At 67.2% G+C, this 17,192-nt stretch carries 15 protein-coding genes; 5 read left to right on the top strand and 10 right to left on the bottom strand.

Annotation, left to right across the window (positions count from 1 at the left end):
• Window positions 1-147: 147 nt before the first annotated feature.
• Genes AC07YR_RS12890 through AC07YR_RS12880 form a run of 3 tightly spaced genes read left to right on the top strand, consistent with a single transcriptional unit; the run spans window position 148 to window position 2,110 of the window.
• A complete protein-coding gene (locus AC07YR_RS12890; protein WP_436056941.1) occupies window positions 148-693 on the top strand; it encodes a hypothetical protein in 546 nt (181 codons plus the stop codon).
• 56 nt (window positions 694-749) lie between these two features.
• On the top strand, window positions 750-1,835 hold the full coding sequence (locus tag AC07YR_RS12885) for a C2 family cysteine protease (protein WP_494734186.1): 1,086 nt from the start codon (window positions 750-752) through the stop codon (window positions 1,833-1,835).
• An 8-nt stretch (window positions 1,836-1,843) separates the two neighbouring features.
• Window positions 1,844-2,110 carry a hypothetical protein gene (locus AC07YR_RS12880; protein WP_156372316.1) on the top strand — a complete coding sequence of 89 codons (267 nt, stop codon included), beginning with the start codon at window positions 1,844-1,846 and terminating at the stop codon, window positions 2,108-2,110.
• Here the strand turns inward: AC07YR_RS12880 and AC07YR_RS12875 are convergent.
• From AC07YR_RS12875 to AC07YR_RS12835, 9 genes are read right to left on the bottom strand one after another with little or no spacing between them, the layout of a single operon-like run.
• Complete coding sequence (locus tag AC07YR_RS12875) at window positions 2,107-2,781, bottom strand: SDR family NAD(P)-dependent oxidoreductase (RefSeq protein ID WP_494734185.1); 675 nt, start codon at window positions 2,779-2,781, stop codon at window positions 2,107-2,109. The two genes, AC07YR_RS12880 and AC07YR_RS12875, sit on opposite strands and share 4 nt — an antisense overlap.
• On the bottom strand, window positions 2,778-4,037 hold the full coding sequence (locus AC07YR_RS12870) for a sialidase family protein (RefSeq protein WP_494734184.1): 1,260 nt from the start codon (window positions 4,035-4,037) through the stop codon (window positions 2,778-2,780). The genes AC07YR_RS12875 and AC07YR_RS12870 overlap by 4 nt, the downstream gene beginning before the upstream one ends.
• Window positions 4,038-4,042: 5 nt before the next feature.
• Window positions 4,043-4,834, bottom strand: a complete 792-nt coding sequence (locus AC07YR_RS12865) for an HpcH/HpaI aldolase family protein (RefSeq protein ID WP_494734183.1) — start codon at window positions 4,832-4,834, stop codon at window positions 4,043-4,045.
• Between the two features lie 45 nt (window positions 4,835-4,879).
• Window positions 4,880-5,869, bottom strand: coding sequence for an aldo/keto reductase (locus tag AC07YR_RS12860; RefSeq protein ID WP_494734182.1), 990 nt, complete (start codon window positions 5,867-5,869; stop codon window positions 4,880-4,882).
• A gap of 57 nt (window positions 5,870-5,926) precedes the next feature.
• Window positions 5,927-6,760 carry an ATP-binding cassette domain-containing protein gene (locus AC07YR_RS12855; protein ID WP_494734181.1) on the bottom strand — a complete coding sequence of 278 codons (834 nt, stop codon included), beginning with the start codon at window positions 6,758-6,760 and terminating at the stop codon, window positions 5,927-5,929.
• Entirely contained in the window at window positions 6,753-7,643 is an 891-nt protein-coding gene (locus AC07YR_RS12850) for an ABC transporter ATP-binding protein (RefSeq protein ID WP_051629022.1), read from the bottom strand. The genes AC07YR_RS12855 and AC07YR_RS12850 overlap by 8 nt, the downstream gene beginning before the upstream one ends.
• Before the next feature lies 1 nt (window position 7,644).
• Window positions 7,645-8,604 (bottom strand): ABC transporter permease, encoded by a 960-nt coding sequence (locus AC07YR_RS12845; RefSeq protein WP_494734180.1) that lies wholly within the window; start codon window positions 8,602-8,604, stop codon window positions 7,645-7,647.
• Window positions 8,601-9,536, bottom strand: a complete 936-nt coding sequence (locus tag AC07YR_RS12840; RefSeq protein ID WP_055799139.1) for an ABC transporter permease — start codon at window positions 9,534-9,536, stop codon at window positions 8,601-8,603. Before AC07YR_RS12840 ends, AC07YR_RS12845 begins: the two co-directional genes overlap by 4 nt.
• A 3-nt stretch (window positions 9,537-9,539) precedes the next feature.
• Complete coding sequence (locus tag AC07YR_RS12835) at window positions 9,540-11,114, bottom strand: ABC transporter substrate-binding protein (protein WP_494734179.1); 1,575 nt, start codon at window positions 11,112-11,114, stop codon at window positions 9,540-9,542.
• 185 nt (window positions 11,115-11,299) lie between these two features.
• On the opposite strand from AC07YR_RS12835, the gene pdxA reads away from it, so the two are divergent.
• Both pdxA and AC07YR_RS12825 read left to right on the top strand, forming a co-directional pair.
• Entirely contained in the window at window positions 11,300-13,681 is a 2,382-nt protein-coding gene (pdxA, locus tag AC07YR_RS12830) for a 4-hydroxythreonine-4-phosphate dehydrogenase PdxA (protein ID WP_494734178.1), read from the top strand.
• Between the two features lie 64 nt (window positions 13,682-13,745).
• Complete coding sequence (locus tag AC07YR_RS12825; protein ID WP_494734177.1) at window positions 13,746-14,537, top strand: DeoR/GlpR family DNA-binding transcription regulator; 792 nt, start codon at window positions 13,746-13,748, stop codon at window positions 14,535-14,537.
• Here the strand turns inward: AC07YR_RS12825 and AC07YR_RS12820 are convergent.
• Window positions 14,534-17,029, bottom strand: a complete 2,496-nt coding sequence (locus AC07YR_RS12820) for an ATP-dependent Clp protease ATP-binding subunit (protein ID WP_494734176.1) — start codon at window positions 17,027-17,029, stop codon at window positions 14,534-14,536. The two genes, AC07YR_RS12825 and AC07YR_RS12820, sit on opposite strands and share 4 nt — an antisense overlap.
• Between the last annotated feature and the right edge of the window lie 163 nt (window positions 17,030-17,192).

Below are 17,192 nucleotides of genomic sequence, written 5' to 3'. Positions count from 1 at the left end.
CCCCCCCCCCCCCCCCCCCCCCCCCCCCCCCCACTCTTCCGAGGGGTTGTTGTGCCCATGGCCAGACGCGGCGCAGGTGTGACAGCATTCCCTGTGGGCCGGTCAGCCGAAGCCCGTCATCAGAACTGGGGGAAAATGAACGGCCGAATGCAACCGCAGCTGATGTCCGGCGTCCGGGCGGCACTTATGATCCTCGGGACAACCCTCATGGCTGGCTGCACGGCACCGCAGCAGCCCAACGTGGTAACAAGCAGTGCCGCGCCGGTCACCAAGGCCCCCGCACCAGTTGCGGAAAGCTTCGCCAAGTACGATGCCCTGCGTGCAGAGCTGACTGCGGCGCTGGAAGCGAAGATGCCGGACATCAGCTGGACCGTGGACAAGCCGGCCACCTTGGCCAGGCTGAAGGACGGCAGATGCATGCTCTACCCGCAAACCATGAAGAGCAGCGCCGACGTGGTGGAGCCATCCAACCAGTTCGCTGACATTTTCGCCGCTGGTGACCCCGTTCTGACGCAGCACGGATTCCCTGCCTTCGATGGAACGGACGCAGTTCCCGGGGGCTGGGTGGTTGCCCGCAGCACGGACGCCGCCGGTGCCACCCTGACGATCGAATCAAAGAGCCCGGCCTACCTGCGCATCAGCGTCCCGGTAGATTCCCCTACGTGCAGCGCGGACGAGATCCCGCCAAACTGACGGCGACAGACAAACAACCACTACGGCTTGACGTTATCTAAAAGGGGGACGGGCGGATGCCTGGATTTTATGGCGCCGACATTGAACAGTTGCGGGCACTCGCAAAAACGATGTCGCAGCATTCCGACAAAGTGAACTCGTTGTCCACGGAACTGGGCCAGCTGCTTTCCCGGGCACCTTGGGAAGGGCGTGACGCCGCCGCGTTCCGGGCCGCCTGGCACTCGGAACACTGGCCAACGCTCAAACGCGTTTCCGGCGAACTCCAAAACCAGGCACAGGAACTGGCCCGCAATGCGGACCAGCAGGATCGGGCCAGCACGGGAGCAACTGAGTCTGAAAGTTCAGGAAATCCGGACTCGAACCCTCCCGGGGATCCAGGGCCGTTGGACCCGGAACGCCCCGACGTCGACGTGCCCGGCGACGTCCGCGAGGACCCGGATGCCGGCGATCCCCGCGATATCCGGCAGGGACAGATCGGCGACTGCTGGCTCCTGGCAGGCATAGGCTCGGTTGCCCAGACCCTGGAACGGGAAGGCAAGCTTGATGAATTCCTCGCCGAACACATGCGCCCCGTGGGTGATCCGCCCGAGCACTGGGTGGTAACGCTTTACGAAGACGGCAAGCCTGTCGAAGTCACGGTCGAAGCCAAGTCCACCGACGGCGGCGTCCGGGGTGCAGATGGCGAGCCCAACTGGCTGTCCATCTACGAACGCGCCGCGGCGGAGCACCGGGGCGGTTCCTATGACGACATCGACGGCGGATTCAGCCACGAAGCGATGGAGCTGATGACTGGTAGGTCTGCGGACAAGGACGGCGAACTGGACCTGGCTGAGATCGAGGACAAGCTCGCCAGCGGCCAGGCTGTGTCCGTGGGCACCGAAGACACCAGGGACGACGATTTTGACTGGGTCTGGGAGTCCGACGAAGTCAACCGCACCGACGTCGTTCCCAATCACGCGTACGTTGTGGTTGAGGTGAAAACCAACGATGACGGCGAGAAGGTAGTGGTTCTGGCCAACCCGTGGGGACCGTCCGGCGGCTTCATGACTGGCGACGACGACCGCAAGGCGGGGACCCTGGAACTGACCGAGGACGAGTACAAGGAAAACTTCGATTCCGTGTACTCCGTGGATACGAAGTGAGGATGGCCGTGGAACAGCTCGTAACAGTCAAACAGGGCATGCAGCCCACGTTCGGCGGTGTCCAGGTGGGAATCGTCAAGATCGGCGTGGCTGACGGCGCCCCGGCAATCCAGGTCTGGATACGGACCGCGGAGCAGGAGCGCAAGCAGGCCTTCCGCGAGGGCCACTCGGTGGCGCTGCCCGGCGCAGGAACCTTGCGGTTCGATTCCATTCAGCCAGCCGACGGCAACACTCCAGCGTCGGCTGTCCTGGCCTACGACGCCGGCAGGGGTTAGAGGGAGGCGCCGCCGCAGATCACGTAGTTCTGCCCGGTGATGGACTTGCCGTGCGGCCCCAGCAGGAACGCGGCCAGGGCGGCCACATCTTCCGGGTCCACCAGGGCACCCAGCGCCGGCAGCTTCACTGGGGTGGCTGATCGGCCGGGATCGTTCAGCATCGGGGTGTCCGTCGGGCCCGGGGAGAGCACGTTGACTGTGATCCCCCGCGGCGCGAGTTCCTGTGCCCACGTCCGTCCCAGCCCCATCAAGGCAGCCTTCGTCGCAGCGTAATGGCTCTTGCCCGGCATCCCCGTCGAGGTGCGGCTGCCCAGCAGCAGCACCCGCCCGCCGTCGGGCATGGACGGCACCAAAGCGTTGGCCAGCGCACTGGCCGCCGCCACGTGGACGGCGAACATGCCCGCCAGCGCAGACGGGTCAAGAGAACCCAAGGGAGCGGTCCGCTGGAACCCGGCGGCGTGCACCAGGGCATCAGCCGGCCGCAGCCCCGCCACGGCCTCCGGCAGGGACTCGGGCTCCGACAGGTCGGCCTGCAGCCATTCGAACTTCCCGTCCAGGGAGGTGGAGCTCCTGCTCAGCCCGGTCACGGCCCACCCGTCGGCGAGCAGCCGGCGGGTAATGGCCAACCCGATGCCCGAACTGCAGCCGGTAACAACAGCGTGCTTCGTCATTCGTCCCCGCCCGGAGTGGTGGTGCCTTCGTACGCCCACTGCGGGTCCACCCGGACGAACTTGATGGCCTGCCGGAAGTACGTGTACGCGATGTTCAAGGAACCGTCCGGCCCCTGGTGGATGGACGGGTACGAGTATTCGCGGTTGAGCCCGTCGCGGGAGTTGTTGGACAGGCAGTACCCGTCCCCCACATCCAGGTTCCGCCGGATCGGCCAGGACCGGCCCGAGTCCTCGGAGATCGCCAGAGTCATCGGCGAGCGCGGTGTGCCCCAGAAGGCGCGCTTGACGCCGTCGTCCTCGGAGAAGGCTGCAGCGTCCGGCTCAGCCAGCTGGCCCTGCTCCTCGGCCAGGCCGTCGTCGTCGATCTCGTCGTAGAGGGAAAGCCTTCGCTCGGTGTTCTCCTCCGCCCGGCTGTGGTTGTACACCAGGGCGAGGCGCCCGTCCGCGAGCGCGGTGAACTGGATGGAGGAGTTGTTGTTGGGCAGTTCGGTGGGGACCGGCTCGCTCCAGGTGGAACCGTCGTCGGTGGAGCGGGATTCGTAGATCGAGTCGGCCCAGCGGCTGCGGAACAGGGCCAGCAGCGAGCCGTCGGCCACCGGCTGGATGTTCATGTGCACGCAGCCCAGGCTCCCCGGAAGGACGTGCTCGCTCCAGGTGGCGCCGGCGTCGTCGGAGATCATCACGGCGCTGTCGTCGCTGTTGCCCACCCACTTCTCCCCCGGCGTGGTGATGCAGCGGAAGATCGGCACGATCAGGCGGCCGGAGGGCAGCACCACCGGGAGCTGGCGGACGAACACGCCGCCGGTTTCGTTCGCGGGGAACAGCGTCTCCACCTCACCCCAGGTGCGGCCGCCGTCCGCGGACGTACGACGGCGGACCTCGGCGGTGTCCTGGTTGCCCGCCTTCTGCGCGGTGTACAGCAGCCAGAGCAGACTGTTTTTTCCGGGCAGACCGGGCGCGTTGAACAGGATGGGGTTCTGCTCGGAGCGGGTGGAATCGTCGGAGAGCTGCTGCGGCTCGGACCACTGGCTGCTGCCGGGCTCCAGCGTGGAGAACCAGATGGAGATGTCCGGCACGCCTTCCTGGGTGCCGCCGAACCAGACGCAGCCCAGCCGGCCGTCCGGCAGGGTGAGCAGGTTGGCAGCGTGGCTCTGCACGGTGGGCGCCGGGAGGTAGGCGAAGTCCGCGCCGTCGGCCCGCTTCACGGCCCCGTCCGGGGTGATGGTGCTGTAGCTGTCCATAGTGGTGTTCTGCATCGGGATCAGCCTTCCTTGGTTCCGGCGTCGAAGCGGGCGTCGTCGAGGTGGGCCTTCGCGATCTGTTCCAGGTGCGTCAGGTCCGAGGCGATAGTGGTGAAGGTGTAGCCCTGGCGCAGCCGCTGGTTGGCCACCTCCCCCGCCGGGGTGTGGATGCCGGCGGCGATGCCCGCGGACGCCGCGGCCTCCGCAATGGTCTCCAGCGCGGCGTTGAATTCGGTTTCGATGGCCGGGTCCCCCGGGAAGGCCCCGCCCACGGCGATGGCCAGGTCCGACGGTCCCACGTAGATGCCGTCCAGGCCGGGGGTGGCGCAGATTTCCTTGACGTTGGCCAGGCCGTCCGGCGTCTCGATCATGGCGAACACCAGGGTGGCGGCGTTGGAGTCCGCCGGCTTCGGCCCGATGCGCAGTGCCGAGCGCATGGGCCCGTAGGAGCGGCCGCCCATGGGCGGGTACTTGGCGGCGGCCACCGCGGCGGCGGCGTCCGCGGCCGTGTTGACCAGCGGCACGATGACGCCCACGGCGCCGGCGTCCAGCGCCTTGCCGATGGCCGTCAGGTTGTTGTCCTCCACCCGGACCATGCCGACGGCGGTGTGCCCGGCGTCGATGGCCATCAGCCCGTTCAGCACGCCCGAGTAGCCGAGCAGTCCGTGCTGGGCGTCCAGGGCCACATAGTCATAGCCCAGCCGGCCGATGCGTTCGGTGGCCACGGGCGCGTCCAGCACGGCCCAGTAGCCCACTGCCTGTTCCCGGGCGCGGATCTTGCGGGCGAATTCGAGGGCCAGTTCGGATGTCATCAGAGTCCTTCAGTTTCGGTGATCGGTTCAGGAAGCAAGAAAGTGTCAGCGGTTGTAGGCGGGCATGGGGCCGCGGAGTTCGGTGCCCACGGCGTCGCAGGCTTCCACGACGTCGGCGGGCAGCGGCCCGTTGGCCACGGCGGCGATGTTGGCCTGGAGCTGTTCCACCTTGGAGCCGCCCAGCAGCATGGAGCCCACGCCGTCGCGGTAGGCCAGCCAGCGCAGCGACAACTCGGCCAGCGTGATCCCCGCACCGTCAGCGATGCCGGAGAGCTCCTCGATGGCGACGAAGAGCTGCCGGTCCCAGTAGCGCTGGGTGTACATGGCGGCCAGCTTGGAGTCGCCGTAGCGGCCTTCGGTGGGCTTGGCGTCGAAGCTGTGCTTGCCGGTGAGCAGGCCGCCGCCCAGCGGGTTGTAGACCATGGTGTGCACGTTGTGGGTGGCGGCGAATTCGAGGTACTCCTCTTCCACCCGGCGGGCCACCAGGTTGTACAGCTGCTGCGCGACGACCGGGCGCGGGGCTCCCACTTCACGCGCCGTGTGGATCACATCGGCAATCTGCCAGGCGGCGAAGTTGGAGACGCCCAGGGCGCCGATCTTCCCTTCGGCAAACAGCTCGGCCACCGTGGCCAGGGTGTCGTGCAGGGGTGTGACGCGGTCCGGCTGGTGCAGGTAGAACAGGTCGATGCTGTCCACGCCGAGCCGGCGGAGGCTGCCTTCCACGCTGTTGCGCAGCCCGGCCGGGGACAACGGCGAGTGCTGGCCGTGGTCCGGGTGCGGCATGCCGGCTTTGGAGGCGAGGATGACGTCGCCGCGCCGCCCCTTGAGGAGGCGCGAGAGCATTTCCTCGGTGGTTCCCCCGACGTAGGCGTTGGCGGTATCGATCGTGGTGATGCCGGCGTCGAGCGCTTCCTCCACCATCCGCCCCGCGGTGGCCTCATCGACGGTGTCGCCGAACGTCATGGTCCCCAGGACCAGCCGGGAGATGGGAAGTTTCAGGCCGTCCACCTGGGCGCCTTCGGGCTGCTTGCTCATGCGTTGATTCCTTGCGGTTGCGTTTGTCAGTAAGTACGGAAGGGGTCAGGCCCGGGCTCAGTTCGATTGCCCGCTGAGGGCCAGGGAGCGGACCAGGTGCCGCGGCTTCAGGCCGGTCATGGTGGAGGGGTCCAGCGCGGCGCGGCGGAGTTTGCGGGTGTAATCCTCCTTGGGGGCGGTCAGGACGGACGCGGTGGAGCCGTGTTCAACCAGCTTGCCGCGCTGCATCACCATGACGGTATCGCTGATCTCCTGCACCACGCCAAGGTTGTGCGAGATGAACACGTAGGTGATTCCCGTTTCGTCCTGGATGGATTTCAGGAGCCGCAGCACCTGCGCCTGCACGGAGACGTCCAGCGCGCTGGTGGCTTCGTCGCAGACCAGCAGTTCGGGCTTGGAGGCGAGCGCCCGGGCAATTCCGATGCGCTGGCGCTGGCCGCCGGAGAACTCGGACGGGTGCTTGTCCAGGGACTTGACCGGCAGGCCCACCTGGTCCATCAGCGTGGCGGCTGCCTTGTGGCGCTCGGCCTTGGACCGGACGCCCTGCAGCTTCAGCGGTTCGGCCACGATTTCCTGCGCGGTCATGTGCGGGTCCAGGGAGCCGTACGGGTCCTGGAACACCATCTGGAACTTGGAGCGCAGCGGCCGCAGCTTCGCCTCGCTCATGGCCGCGATGTCCGTGCCGTCCAGGTCGATGCGCCCGCTGGTGGGGGTCACCAGCCGCATCAGCGCCTTGGCGATGGTGGATTTGCCGCAGCCGGATTCACCCACGACGGCGATCGTCTTGCCTTTGTCCACGGAGAAGGACACGTCGTCGACGGCCCGGAAGGTGCCGCCCGGCACGTGGTAGTCCACCACGAGGTTTTCGACGGCGAGGAACGGCTTAGTCATGGCTTGCTCCAGTTGTGGTCAGGGTGGTGGCGGCGGGCGTTTCGTCCCAGGGTCCCAGGACGGGGACGGCGGCCAGCAGGGCCCGGGTGTATTCGGTGGCGGGGTGGTCCACGATCTGCTGGACGTCGCCGGACTCCACGAAGGAGCCGTCCTTCATCACGTGGATGCGGTCCGAGATGAGCCGGGCCACGCCGAGGTCGTGCGTGATCATCAGGATGCCGATGCCGCGCTGTTCCTGCAGTTCCAGGAGCAGGTCCAGGATGCCGCCCTGCACGGTCACGTCCAGGGCCGACGTCGGTTCGTCCGCCACGAGCAGCTGGGGTTCGCTGGCCAGGGCGATGGCGATCAGCACGCGCTGCAGCATGCCGCCGGAGAGCTGGTGCGGGTACTTCTTCAGCTGCTTCTCCGGGGTGGGGATGTGCACCTGTTCCAGCAGCCGGACGGCCCGGGCCTGCAGGGCGCCCTTGTCCTTGGCGGAGGCGGCGCCGGCGATCCGGATGGCCTCGAAGAGCTGGCTGCCGATCGAGTGGACCGGGCTGAGCGCCGTCATGGGGTCCTGCGGGATCAGCGCCAGGGTCTTGCCGCGCACCTTGTCGATTGCCTTGGGATCGGCGGTGACGTCGACGCCGTCGATCAGCACGGTGCCGGAAAGCACCGCCAGGTCCTCGGGCAGCAGGCGGAGGATGCCCATCGCCGTCGTCGATTTACCGGAACCGGACTCACCGATGATGGTGACCGTCTCGCCCCGGTGGATGCTGAAGCTGACGGAGTCGACGGCGCGGATGATGCCGGCGTCGGTGATCAGTTCCACCTGGAAGTCGCGGACCTCCAGGAGCGGCTGTTCGGTGAACTTCGGCTGTTCGGTGACAGTGGAAGCGGTCATGTCAGGCACCCTTCTTCTTGCGGCGGGGACGGTCGCGGAGGCCGTCGCCCAGCAGGTTCACGCCCACCACCATGAGCACGATCACCAGGCCGGGCAGGGTGACCATCCACCAGGAAGTGGTGATGTAGTCCTGGCCGTCGGAGATGATGCGGCCCCAGGTGGCGAAGGGGCGCTGCGGGCCGGCGCCCAGGAAGCTGAGGGCGGATTCGAGCAGCACGGCCTGGGCCAGCAGGAGGAGCACCACCAGGGTGGCCTGCTTGATGACGTTGGGGATGATGTGCTGGATCAGGATCTGAATCCGGTGCAGACCCAGGATCCGCGCGGCGGAAACGTACGGCTTTTCGCGTTCCACCAGCACCATGGAGCGGGTGAGGCGGGCCACTTCGGGCCATTGGGCGATGGCGATCACGAAGGTGATCACAGGGATGGAGGGGCCGAACAGCGCCACCACCAGCAGCAGCATCATGAGCAGCGGCAGGGACATCTGGGCTTCGAGGAGGCGGGAGACGATGGTGTCCACCCAGCCGCCGAAGTAGCCGGCGGCCGCGCCGAGGATGATGCCGATGGCGCCGGAGACCAGCACGGCCAGCACGCCGATGGTCAGCGAGACCTGGCCGCCGTGCAGCACCCGGGAGAGCAGGTCGCGGCCCAGCTGGTCGGTGCCGAACAGGTGCCCGTCGGTGAACGGCGGCAGGCGCCGGGCGGAGAGGTCCTGGAAGTTGGCGTCCGGCAGCGGCAGCACCTGGGCCAGGATGATCGGGATGATCACCAGCAGGGTGCAGACGGTGCCCACGATGAGCTTCCATTTGGCGGCATTACGACGGCGGGTGGCGCCTGCCTTGGCGATGTCCGCCTTGGTGACGGCGCTGGGGCTGGGCTGCCGGGCCGGCTGCCCGGCGTTGCCGGAAGAGGCGCTGCCGGAGGAGCCGGCGGTTGGCGTTGCGGTGTCGCTGAGGCTCATGCTGTTGCCGCCTTTCCAAGACGAACGCGGGGATCAAGTAGCGGGTAGGCGAGGTCGATGAGGAGCTGGACGCCCACGGCCAGCAGCGCGGTGAGGAGGACCGTTGCCTGGATGAGGGGGTAGTCGCGGGTTTCGAGGGCCCGGACGATCAGGGAGCCGACGCCGGGCCAGGCGAACACCACTTCCACCACCACCACGCCGTTGAGCATGGCGGCGAACCGGGTGCCCAGGGCGGTGAACACCGGGATGGCGGAGTTGCCCATGGCGTAGCGCCACGTGAGTACCGAGTTCTTGACGCCGCGGGAGCGGGCCACGGTGAGGTACGGGGCGGCGAAGTTGGCGGTCATTTCCCGCCGGACCATCCGGGAGATCAAGGCGATCTGCAGGATGGCGATGGTGACGGTGGGGAGCACCAGCCCGCCCCAGGTGGCGAACCCGGAGGCCGGGAAGATCGGAATCAGCACGGCGAAGCCGGTGAGGAGCATGATGCCGGTCCAGAAGTCCGGCATGGACTGCCCGGCGATGGTCAGCACGTTCACGCCGAGTTCCTTGCCGGTGTCCGGGCGGCGGGACATCCACACGCCCAGCGGGATGGCGACCACGGCGGTGAGCAGGATGGAGGCGGTGGCGAGCGTCAGCGTGTAGGGCATCCGCTCGGCCACCACCTGCAGGGCGGGGGCCTGGAAGGAGTAGGACTGGCCCAGGTTGCCGGTGAAGAGCTGCTGCAGGAAGATCCAGTACTGCTCCAGCACGGGCTTGTTCAGGCCGAACTGTTCCCGGACGGCGTCGAGCTGTTCGGTGGTGGCCAGCGGTCCGGCGTAGGAGACGGCGGGATCGCCCGGGGCCATGCGGATGAGGACAAAGACGGTGGACACCGTGAGGAACACGGTCAGCAGGCCCTGTCCCAGGCGCTTCAGGATGTAGTTCGTCATGGCTTAGGCCTCCAGCCGTGCATCAACGAGCGGGTAGGAGTTGGTGGGTGCCAGGTTGATCCCGGACACCCGGTCCCGGTGGGCCAGGACTGATTTGGGCACGAACGCCCAGGCGCAGGGCCAGGTGTCCCAGATGGCCTGCTGTGCCACGGCCAGCAGTTCCTGCCGGCGGGCGGGATCCACCTCGGAGGAGGCGGCCTGGATCTTGGCCTGCACCTCGGGGATCACGTAGCCCTGGTAGGTGTCGCGGGTCTTTTCCTTTTCGGGGGTGCCGGCGTACATGCCCTGCATCATGGTGATGGCCAGGCCGGTGGGGCTGCTGAAGCCGTTGCCCAGCAGGTCCCAGTCGCCCTGCTTGCCCTGGCGCCAGGCCAGGATGTTGCCGCCGGGTTCGAACTGCTGGAGTTCGGTTTTCACGCCGATGGCGCCGAACATCTCCACCAGGGCCTCCATCACGGAGGTGTCGGAGGCGAATTCGCCGGTTTCCCAGATGATCTTCAGGGTGAGGTCCTTGACGCCGAGCTCCGCGAGCCTTGCTTTGGCCTTCGCCGGATCGTAGGTGTAGGTGCCGGTCTTGTGGTAGCCGGTGAGGCTGGACGGGGTGACGCCTTCGGCCGCGCTGACGGAGTCCACCAGCACGTCCTTCACCAGCGCTTCGCCGTCGATGGCCCAGCTGAGGGCCTCGCGGACGCGGACGTCGGCCAGCGGGTGGCCGGCGGGCTTGCGGAAGTTGTAGAAGATCTGGTTCAGCCGGAGGCTGGATGCCTCTTTAAGTTCGACGCCGGGAAGTCCGGCGAGCTGTTCGCGCGAGTCGGGCGTGATGGAGTCGATGATGTCCACCTCGCCGCTGCGCAGCGCAATGACGCGGCTGGATTCCTCGGGGAGGAACCGGACTTCCACGTTGTCCACCTGCGGTGCCGGGCCCCAGTAGTTCTGGTTGCGGGCCAGGCTGTAGGTGCCGGCGCCGCGGTTGAACTTGGTGACCACGTACGGGCCGGTGCCCAGGCCTTCCTGCAGTTCCTCCGGCTTGTTCTGCGCGGCGGGGGTTATCAGGATCATGCTCATCAGCGAGTCCAGGATGGGGACGGGCTTCTTGGACACCATCTTGAAGGTGCGCTCATCCACCGGCACCACGGCGGGGAATTCGGGGAAGAAGCCGGCCACGAAGGAGCCCTGCACCTGCTGGTACATCTTCAGGGCGGTGGCCACGTCCTCGATCTTGACGGGGCTTCCGTCCGAGTAGCGGATGCCTTCGCGGAGCCGGACGGTCCACTCGGTGGGGCCGGTCATCTCGAAGCGGTCCGCGAGGACCAGGATGGGCTTGGTTTCGGGGCCGATGGCGGTGAGGCCCTGGCGGACCGAGCGCTGCACGGTGACGGCGGCGTCGAACTGGTTGAGCTTGTTGTCCAGGCTGACCAGGGACCGGTTGAGGGCCAGGGTCAGGGTGCTGGGTCCCGGCAGGCCGGTGGGGCCGGCGCAGCCGGCGAGGCTACCTGTGCTCAGCAGAAACCCTGCCGCGGCGCCGAACTGCAGCAGCCTGCGGCGGGAAATCTCACTTCCTTGAGGAAGAACGGTCATCGTTGACCTCTCGGTTTGAACGGGGACGGCCTGCCGGTTTGGCTGCGCCGAATGTTGTCTCCATCACTTTGCCACTCCTGCGCAATTTGCGCAACCCTGCTAGCGCGATTCGCGCAACCGTGTCAGAATGAATGCATCCCCGCACCTGGCGGGGGTCCAGCCGACTACTGCGTGAGAGGAGCAATGTGGCTTCCGTATATGTGCAGGCCGACGATTTCTCCGGCGCCGCCGAGGTTGGCTACTGCTTTGTGGAGCATGGGCTGTCCGCGCAGGTCCTACTCGGAACGGGCAACACTGAGACAACGCACGACGACGGCGCCTCCTCCGCGGGGCACGTCACCGACGTTGTGGTCACTGACACCCACTCGCGCGGACTTACTGAAGCCGCCGCCGGAGCGCTGGTGGCTGAGGCCTTTTCCGGTCCTGTAGCTACGGACGCGCAGGTGGCCTTCAAGAAGATCGACTCGCTGTGGCGCGGGAACGTCCGTGCCGAAGTCGCCGCGCTGACGGGCCTGGGCTACCACGCCGTTGTTGCCGGGGCACTCCCCCAACTGCAGCGATCGGTCCTTGATGGAAGGCCTCTCGTTGCCGGGACTCCCCTGGCACAAACGGATCTGTGGCAGGCCGAACGGGCCGCGCCGCCTGCCGACATTCCTTCCCTTCTCCGCCCGGCGGACCCGGCCTCGGCGCGGACCTTGGACCTGGCCGAGGTTCGGTCCGGATCGGCCCGCGAGAAGCTCGCCGGGCTGCTGGAATCCGGGCAGCCAGCGCTGGTGGTGGCTGACGGCGAAACCGTCCAGGACCTCGAAAACGTGGTGGATGCCCTGCTGGAACTGAGTTTCACTGCCGGCGGCCGGCGTGTGGTGCTCGTGGGTACCGGCGGAACTGCCGATGTCCTCGCGCAGCGGCTCGCCGCTGCGTCTGCGCGAAACGCGCAATCCGGGGCGCGGGCTGACGCAGCCACCGCGGAACCGCAAGGAAGCACCAGGCCGGTGCTCGCCGTCGTCGGCTCCGCGTCCGGAACCGCACAGGCGCAACTGGCACAGCTGGAAGCGCGAGGCTTCACCGTGGTCCGGTTGCACCCGCTGTACGCGGGGGCAACCGGGGCCTACCAACCGGAACTGGCCGAAGTCCGGCAGGCACTGGCGGCCAGCAGCAACGTGGCCGTCACCCTGGCGGCAGGAAAAGTGGACCCGGCGAAAGCCGCCGGCATCGTCCAGGCGCTTTCCGCCTTCGCAGCCGACGCGGCCAAGGGAACAAACGCTGACCTGATCCTCACGGGAGGCGAGACGGCCCGGGAAGTCCTGGACGCCGTCGGCCTCCACCGGCTGGTGCCGCTCGCGGCCGTGCAGCACGGGGCGGTGCTCAGCCGCGCCGAGGACGGAACGCTGGTGGGCACCAAGCCCGGCAGCTTCGGCGATGACCTGGCCCTCCTACAGCTTTACGAGAAAATCCGGGAGCGCCGCGGCCCATCCGCGCATGCTCCCGCCAACACCCTTCCCAGCAAGACTTCCGAACGATCTGGAGCAGACATGACAACCGCAACGAGCAAGACCGAGCAGAACGCCCTTCCCATCGTGGCCGTCACCATGGGCGACGGCGCCGGGGTGGGGCCGGAGGTGGTGGTGGCCGCCGTGCTGGATCCGCAGAGCAACGCCGAGTGCCGGCCCGTGGTGATCGGCGACGCGCTGCGCCTGCGCCAGGCCGCGGAGGTCCTGGGCATCGAGGCGGACATCCGGGTGATCGAGAACGTGGAGGACGCGGTGTTCACGCCGGGCCGGGTGAACGTGATCGACCTGGCGCTGCTGCCGGAGGACCTGGCGTGGGGGAAGCTCTCCCCCGTGGCCGGCCATGCCGCGTACGAATACATCCGGGTGGCCAGCGAGCTGGCCATGGCCGGGCGGGTGCAGGCCATCTGCACGGCGCCGCTGAACAAGGAGGCGCTGCATGCCGCCGGGCACATCTTCCCCGGACACACCGAGCTGCTGGCGCAGCTGACGGGCACGGAGGAAGTGTCCATGATGCTCTCCACCCCCAAGATCCGGGTGATCCACGTGACCACGCACATCGGACTGATGGACGCCATCCGCAAGATCAACCCGGACCTGGTGGAGCGCACCATCCGCCGCGGGCATGAGGCGCTAGTCCGTGCGGGCATTCCGAACCCGAAGATCGGCGTCTGCGCCATCAACCCGCACGCCGGCGAGAACGGGCTGTTCGGCCAGGGCGAGGAAGCGGAGAAGATCGAGCCGGGCGTGAAGGCTGCGCAGGCTGCCGGGATCGACGTCACGGGCCCGCTGCCCGCGGATACGCTGTTCTTCCTGGCCGGCCGGGGCGATTACGACCTGGTGGTGGCCATGTACCACGACCAGGGGCACGGGCCGGTGAAGGTGCTGGGCATTGAGGCCGGGGTGAACATCACGGTGGGCCTGCCGGTGATCCGGACGTCCGTGGACCACGGCACCGCCTTTGACATTGCCGGCAAGGCCATCGCGGATCCGCGCAGCATGGTGGAGGCGCTGCACCAGGCGGCGGAGATGGCCACCCGGCCCAGCGTGGCCGTGTAGCAGCACTGGTTTAGTGGGGGCCGGAACTAGCATGGTAACCACGCCCACGCGAAGGAGACCGGGAATGCTAAGCGCAAATGCCAGGCGCGAGGAGATCTACCACCTTGCCGTCACCACCGGCCTGGCGTCCGTGGAGGAACTGTCCGCACGGTTCGACGTGACGGCCTCCACCATCCGTCGCGACCTGGCGTTGCTGAACGGACAGGGCCGGCTGGCCCGCACCTACGGCGGCGCGATGGCATTGGGCGCGCACCCGGAGGCGTCGCTGCGGCAGCGCACGGGTGAGGCGTTTGAGCAGAAGCATGCCATTGCCCGCTGGGCGGCGTCCGTGATCCGGCCCGGGGAGAACATCCTGCTCGACGCCGGCTCCACCGTGGGTGCCCTGGCGCACGAGCTGCGCGGCTTCGAGAAGCTGTCCGTGACCACGCCGGGCATCAACACCATGCAGGAGCTGGCCGATTCCGAGGGCATCGAGGTGGACTGCCTGGGCGGCCGGCTGCGGAGCCTTTCGCAAAGTTTTGTGGGACCGCTGGCCGAGGCGGCGCTGGAGCGGATGAGCTTCGACCGCGTGTTCCTGGGAGCCGACGCCGTCACCGCCGAGGACGGCATCTGCGAGGCCGACCACGCCCAGACCCGGCTCAAGGAGCTCATGGCCCGGCGCGGCCGTGAGGTGTACGTCCTGGCAGATTCGTCCAAGCTGGGCCTCCGGCCCTTCCACGCCTGGGCGCGGCTGGCCTTGCCGTGGACTTTGGTGACGGACGACGGCGCGGATCCGGGTCAGGTGGCGAAGTTCCGGGAGGCCGGGGTTGAGGTTGAGGTGGCTGCTGTGCGCGGCGGACCGGTGGTTGAGCCTTAGCTCGCGGCGGGCAGTTCGTCGGGGATCCGAGGTTTGGTATTTCCGATGAAGGTGAACCTGGCATTGTCGCCTTCGCCGTCCACATCCACCACCACGATGTCGCCCTCGTGGATTTCGCCGAAGAGGATCTTCTCGGAGAGCTGGTTTTCGATTTCGCGCTGGATGGTGCGGCGCAGCGGGCGGGCTCCCATGGCGGGGTCGTAGCCGCGGGTGGCCAGGAGCACCTTGGCAGCGGCGGTGAGCTCGATGCCCATGTTCTTGTCTGCCAGGCGCTTCTCCAGTCGGCCGATCATCAGGTTCACGATCTGGATGATCTCGTTCTGGGTCAGCTGGGGGAAGACCACAACGTCGTCAACACGGTTCAGGAACTCGGGGCGGAAGTGCTGCTTGAGCTCCTCAGTGACGCGGGCGCGCATCCGGTTGTAGCCGGTTTGCGTGTCCGTGCCTGACTGGAAGCCGGTGGCAACGCTCTTGGAGATGTCTCTGGTGCCGAGGTTGGTGGTCATGATGATCACGGTGTTCTTGAAGTCCACCACCCGTCCATGGCTATCGGTCAGGCGGCCGTCTTCGAGGATCTGCAGGAGTGAGTTGAAGAGGTCCGGATGGGCTTTTTCCACTTCGTCGAACAGGACCACGGAGAACGGCCGGCGGCGGACTTTTTCGGTCAGCTGGCCGCCCTCGTCGTAACCGACGTAGCCCGGAGGTGCACCGAAGAGGCGCGAGACGGTGTGTTTCTCGGAGTATTCGGACATGTCCAGGGTGATCAATGAGTCTTCTTCGCCGAACAGGAACTCGGCGAGGGCCTTGGCGAGCTCGGTCTTGCCCACGCCGGTGGGGCCGGCAAAGATGAAGGAACCGCCGGGACGCTTCGGGTCCTTCAGGCCGGCACGGGTGCGGCGGATAGCCCGCGAAACCGACCCAATGGCATCATTCTGGCCCACGACGCGCTGGTGCAGCTCGTCTTCCATCTTCAGCAAACGGCTGGATTCTTCCTCGGTCAGCTTGAACACCGGGATGCCGGTGGAATTCGCCAGCACCTCGGCGATCAGTTCCTCATTGACTTCGGAGATGTCGTCCATGCCGCCCGCCTTCCACCGGCGTTCCTTCTCTCTACGCTGCGCTACGAGCTTCTGCTCCTTGTCGCGCAGCGAAGCGGCGCCCTCGTAGTCCTGGGCGTCAATCGCGGACTCCTTCGCCGTCCTGACGTCGGCGATCGTCTCAGCCATGGCCTTCAGCTCCGGCGGGGCTGTCATCCGGCGGATGCGCAGGCGTGCGCCGGCTTCATCAATGAGGTCGATCGCCTTATCCGGCAGGAAGCGGTCCGAGATGTAACGCTCCGAGAGGTTCGCCGCGGCGACCAGCGCGCCGTCGGTGATGGTCACGCGGTGGTGCGCCTCGTAGCGGTCACGCAGGCCCTTGAGAATCTCGATGGCGTGCGCCACGGAGGGTTCCTTGACCTGGATCGGCTGGAAGCGGCGCTCCAGCGCGGCATCCTTCTCGATGTGCCTGCGGTAATCGTCAAGGGTGGTGGCACCGATGGTCTGGAGCTCGCCTCGCGCCAGTAACGGCTTCAGGATCGAGGCCGCATCGATCGCACCCTCGGCGGCACCCGCACCCACCAGCGTATGGATCTCGTCAATGAACAAAAGAATGTCCCCGCGGGTGCGGATCTCCTTGAGGACCTTCTTCAGCCGCTCTTCGAAGTCACCGCGGTACTTTGAGCCGGCCACCACGGAGCCCAGATCCAGGGTATAGATCTGCTTGTCCCTGAGAGTCTCAGGGACATCGCCACGGACGATCGCCTGGGCGAGTCCTTCGACGACGGCGGTCTTGCCGACACCGGGTTCGCCGATGAGGACGGGGTTGTTCTTGGTGCGCCGGGAAAGGACCTGCATGACGCGTTCCATTTCCTGTTCGCGTCCGATCACGGGGTCGAGCTTGTTCTCGCGGGCGGCCTGGGTCAGGTTGCGGCCGAACTGGTCCAGGACCACGGAGCCGGCAGGGGTGCCTTCCGGCCGGCCGGCGCCCTCGCCCGCACCGGTGGTTTCTTTGCCCTGGTAGCTGGAGAGCAGCTGGATGACCTGCTGGCGGACCCGGGTGAGGTCGGCCCCGAGTTTGACGAGGACCTGGGCGGCAACGCCCTCACCCTCATGGACGAGGCCGAGCAGGATGTGCTCCGTGCCGATGTAGTTGTGGCCCAGTTGCAGGGCTTCACGGAGTGCGAGCTCCAGCACCTTCTTGGCGCGCGGCGTGAAGGGGATGTGGCCGGCCGGGGACGGCTGGCCCGGGCCGAGAATCTCCTGCACCTGCTCGCGGACGCCTTCGAGCGAAATGCCCAGGGACTCCAGAGCTTTGGCGGCAACGCCTTCACCCTCATGGATCAGACCCAAGAGGATGTGTTCGGTACCGATGTAATTGTGGTTCAGCGTGCGTGCCTCTTCTTGGGCAAGGACCACGGCGCGTCGGGCCCGGTCCGTAAATCGCTCAAACATTTTCGCCACACTCCTGGCTACCGCTTACTCTGATGCTACGTTGCCGGAGGCCCTTATGGGGGTGTTCGCCGGAGGCAGGATACAGCGAGCCAGGCTCCGTGACCTTCCAGGCAAGAGGCAAGTCTGTCGCCGGCTATCCGGCACTTCACGGCGAGCGATTTTC

It is taken from the genome of Arthrobacter sp. GW460-12-1-14-TSB2 (assembly GCF_059423525.1).
Note: the sequence above shows the minus strand (reverse complement) of the source record. Positions and strands in the feature narration are given on the sequence as shown.

Excerpts from the sequence above, each read along its gene's own strand:
- AC07YR_RS12865 (WP_494734183.1), bottom strand. The coding sequence starts at position 4,834 with ATGACATCCGAACTGGCCCTCGAATTCGCCCGCAAGATCCGCGCCCGG.
- AC07YR_RS12835 (WP_494734179.1), bottom strand. The coding sequence starts at position 11,114 with ATGACCGTTCTTCCTCAAGGAAGTGAGATTTCCCGCCGCAGGCTGCTG.
- AC07YR_RS12875 (WP_494734185.1), bottom strand. The coding sequence starts at position 2,781 with ATGACGAAGCACGCTGTTGTTACCGGCTGCAGTTCGGGCATCGGGTTG.
- AC07YR_RS12845 (WP_494734180.1), bottom strand. The coding sequence starts at position 8,604 with ATGAGCCTCAGCGACACCGCAACGCCAACCGCCGGCTCCTCCGGCAGC.
- AC07YR_RS12825 (WP_494734177.1), top strand. The coding sequence starts at position 13,746 with ATGCTAAGCGCAAATGCCAGGCGCGAGGAGATCTACCACCTTGCCGTC.
- AC07YR_RS12860 (WP_494734182.1), bottom strand. The coding sequence starts at position 5,869 with ATGAGCAAGCAGCCCGAAGGCGCCCAGGTGGACGGCCTGAAACTTCCC.
- AC07YR_RS12870 (WP_494734184.1), bottom strand. The coding sequence starts at position 4,037 with ATGCAGAACACCACTATGGACAGCTACAGCACCATCACCCCGGACGGG.
- AC07YR_RS12820 (WP_494734176.1), bottom strand. The coding sequence starts at position 17,029 with ATGTTTGAGCGATTTACGGACCGGGCCCGACGCGCCGTGGTCCTTGCC.
- AC07YR_RS12840 (WP_055799139.1), bottom strand. The coding sequence starts at position 9,536 with ATGACGAACTACATCCTGAAGCGCCTGGGACAGGGCCTGCTGACCGTG.
- AC07YR_RS12890 (WP_436056941.1), top strand. The coding sequence starts at position 148 with ATGCAACCGCAGCTGATGTCCGGCGTCCGGGCGGCACTTATGATCCTC.
- AC07YR_RS12850 (WP_051629022.1), bottom strand. The coding sequence starts at position 7,643 with ATGACCGCTTCCACTGTCACCGAACAGCCGAAGTTCACCGAACAGCCG.
- AC07YR_RS12855 (WP_494734181.1), bottom strand. The coding sequence starts at position 6,760 with ATGACTAAGCCGTTCCTCGCCGTCGAAAACCTCGTGGTGGACTACCAC.
- AC07YR_RS12885 (WP_494734186.1), top strand. The coding sequence starts at position 750 with ATGCCTGGATTTTATGGCGCCGACATTGAACAGTTGCGGGCACTCGCA.